Below are 3,017 nucleotides of genomic sequence, written 5' to 3' on the forward strand. Positions count from 1 at the left end.
CACGGCGCGTTCGCCGACGGTTCGGGCTGGCGCGGGGTGTATGACGAGCTGACGGCGCGCGGCTATCGCGTGACCATCGTCCAGAACCCGCTGACCTCGCTGGCCGACGACGTCGCGGCGACGCGCCGGGTGCTCGACCGCCAGGACGGCCCGACCATCCTGGTCGGCCACAGTTATGGCGGCACCGTCATCACCGAAGCGGGCGTCGACCCCAAGGTGGCGGGCCTCGTCTATGTCTCGGCGCTGGCCCCCGACATCGGCGAATCGACTGGCGACCAGTTCGCGGAGATTCCCGCCCCGCCGAGCTTCGTCATCGAAACCGGCGAGGACGGTTTCGGCTTCGTGAACATGGAAAAGTTCAAGATCGGCTTTGCCGGCGACACGAGCGATGCCGATGCCGCCTTCCTGCGTGACTCGCAGGTGCCGATCAACATGGCGATCTTCGGCGAGAAGGTCAGCCATGCCGCGTGGCGCACCAGGCCCAGCTGGGCCGTGGTGGCGACGCAGGACGGTGCGATCGATCCGAAGCTGCTGCGCCACACCGCTCAGCGCATCGGCGCCGTCACCAGGGAAGTCGAGGGCAGCCATGTCGTCTTCCTGACCCGGCCCCAGGCCGTCGCCGATGTGATCGACGAGGCCGCCAAGGGCGCGGCGCACCAGTCCCGGTGAGACCGACCCGTTCCTGCTGCTGCCCGCATTGCCGTCAGGCGAGCGGGGCCTCCGGGCGCCGCTCGCCTTGCTGCGGGAAGAGGACCGCGATGATCCACCTCCGGCAGGTATGCTGGCGGCACGGCAGTCACGGGACATTCACGTTTGTGGCATGTTGAGAAGATTATCCGGTGACGTTTGAAGTATTCGTCAGAATCGAATTTGACGATGCCGCCGCGTGAGGCGATGGGATCTCGGGCCGTCTACCATCCCGATCGAGGAACTGCCGCAATGAACGCCCCCGGGCTCGCACCGAGCGTCGCGACCTCCCACGGTTCGATTTTCGTGGAATGCAGCGGCCGGAACGGGCCGCCGCTGCTGCTGATCCATGGCAACTCCTCCTGCCGGGGCGTGTTCGCCCGCCAGCTTCAGAGCGCGCTTGCCGACCGGTATCGTCTGATCGCCATCGACCTTCCCGGGCATGGCCAGTCCGACAATGCACCGGATCCGGTGCGCACCTACTCGCTGCCCGGATTTGCCGATTGCATCATCGAAGTGCTCGGCATTCTCGGGATCAGCGAACTGACCATCCTGGGCTGGTCGCTCGGCGGCCACATCGCCATCGAGCTGCTTGCGCGGTTCACCGGGGTCAAGGGGCTGATCCTCACCGGGACACCTCCCGTCCGGCGCAACGGCATGGCGGAAGGCTTTGTCGCGTCACCGGATCGCGGGCTGCCGGGGCGGAGGGTTCTCGACGAGACGGAGATCGATGCCTTTGCCCGCCACATGTTCGGCGAACCCATCGAACCCTTCCTGCGCGCGGCGCTCCGGCGCTCGGACGGTCGGTGTCGCGAGCAGATGTTCGCCGCGGCACGCATGGGCGTGGGCGTCGACCAGCGGCTCACGATCGAGCGCAGCACGGTTCCCCTCGCCGTGATCAACGGCAGCGCCGACCCGTTGATCAAGCTCGACTATCTGGACGGCATCGCCTACCGGAAGCTGTGGAATGGCCGGTGCCATCGTCTGGACGGAGCTGGCCACGCGCCGTTCTGGCATGCGGCCGATGAGTTCAACGCCCTGGCCGGCCAGTTCCTTGATGCGGTCGAAGCCGGGGCGGGCCGTTCAGGACATGCAGCATCCGGCGGCTGACCGGCTGCCGGAGGCGCACTTCTTCCACCGCATGCGCCCGGTCGCTGGCCGGTGCAGCGACCGGATCCGGACTTCCCGCTGCGGTCATCGCCGGCTATATGCAAGCAATGACAGCATCCGCAGCAGGAGGGAACGTGGCGACCCTGACCGTCCGCAACCTCGACGACGAGGTCGTCCGGGCGCTGCGCATCCGCGCGGCCGAGCATGGACGCAGTGCCGAGGCCGAGCACCGGGAGATCCTGCGCCAGGTCCTGACCGGCAACCGTCAGCCTTCGCCGCGCGCGGCCGCCGCAGAGCGCCTCGCTGCCTTCCGGCGCCGGACCGCGGGTCGTGGATCGGCCACCGCGACCGAACTCCTCCGGGAAAGCCGGGAGGGCAGGATGGAGGACCTTGCCGGCACCGCGGGCGCCTGACCGGTGGCGCTGGTCATCGATGCCTCGGTCGCCCTGAAATGGGTGCTGCCGGAGCCGGACAGCCATCTGGCCCAGGCGCTCGCGGAGAGCGACGAGGAACTCCTGGTGCCGGACTTCTGGCTCAACGAGGCGACCAATGTCTGCTGGCTGCAGGTCCGCAAGGGGATATGGTCGCCGGACGAGGCGCGGGAGGCGCTGGAGCTCCTCCGCGCCCAGCTGCCGCCCACACCCACCGGTGACCTCGCCCTGCACGACGTGGCGCTCGACATCGGCCTGGCGGTCGACCACTCGACCTATGATACCCTCTACGTGGCCTTCGCGGTGGCCATGGGCAGCCGGGGCGTCGTGGTGGCCGACCGGCCCTTCGTGCGCGACATGGCCCGCCACCCGGATCCGGAGCTGGCGGGCCTGCTCATCCCGTTGGAAGCCTGGGGGCTGGAGCAGGGGCTCGCATGAGCGAAGCGGAGCTGACAGCCAGCCAGCACGTGTGCCGGCATCTTCATGATGTGAGGGCGGCGCCGTCAGCCGGTCTCGACCGCGCCGTGAAGATGTAGCCGGCACCGCGCTCGGTCTTGATCAGGGTCGGGGCGCTCGGGTTCGAGCTTGCCGCAGGCACAGGATCTGGACGCCGATGCCGCGCTCATGGAACTCGTCCTCATGCAGCCGGCGGGACGCGATCCCGGACGACGCTGAGCGTGGCTACGGCCTGTTCCGGAACCTGGGTGGCATCGCCTGCCATCAGGGTATGAATGTGGTTCGCGCTGACCGGCGAGGATAAGGACCGCCATGTCTCCAGGATCTGGGCAC

4 protein-coding genes are annotated in these 3,017 nt (G+C 68.4%); all 4 read left to right on the forward strand.

What is annotated here, in order from left to right:
• On the forward strand, positions 1 to 669 hold a 669-nt coding region (locus VNS22_RS16680), incomplete at its 5' end, for an alpha/beta hydrolase (RefSeq protein WP_325734367.1).
• Positions 670 to 939: 270 nt separating this feature from the next.
• The gene (locus VNS22_RS16685) at positions 940 to 1,797 is read left to right on the forward strand and encodes an alpha/beta hydrolase (RefSeq protein ID WP_325734369.1); all 858 of its coding nucleotides are present in this window, start codon (positions 940 to 942) and stop codon (positions 1,795 to 1,797) included.
• 134 nt (positions 1,798 to 1,931) lie between these two features.
• Positions 1,932 to 2,210 (forward strand): FitA-like ribbon-helix-helix domain-containing protein, encoded by a 279-nt coding sequence (locus VNS22_RS16690; RefSeq protein ID WP_325734371.1) that lies wholly within the window; start codon positions 1,932 to 1,934, stop codon positions 2,208 to 2,210.
• A gap of 3 nt (positions 2,211 to 2,213) precedes the next feature.
• On the forward strand, positions 2,214 to 2,666 hold the full coding sequence (locus VNS22_RS16695; RefSeq protein ID WP_325734373.1) for a type II toxin-antitoxin system VapC family toxin: 453 nt from the start codon (positions 2,214 to 2,216) through the stop codon (positions 2,664 to 2,666).
• Positions 2,667 to 3,017 lie beyond the last annotated feature (351 nt).

This window comes from Geminicoccus sp. (assembly GCF_035556675.1).
GTDB lineage: Bacteria > Pseudomonadota > Alphaproteobacteria > Geminicoccales > Geminicoccaceae > Geminicoccus.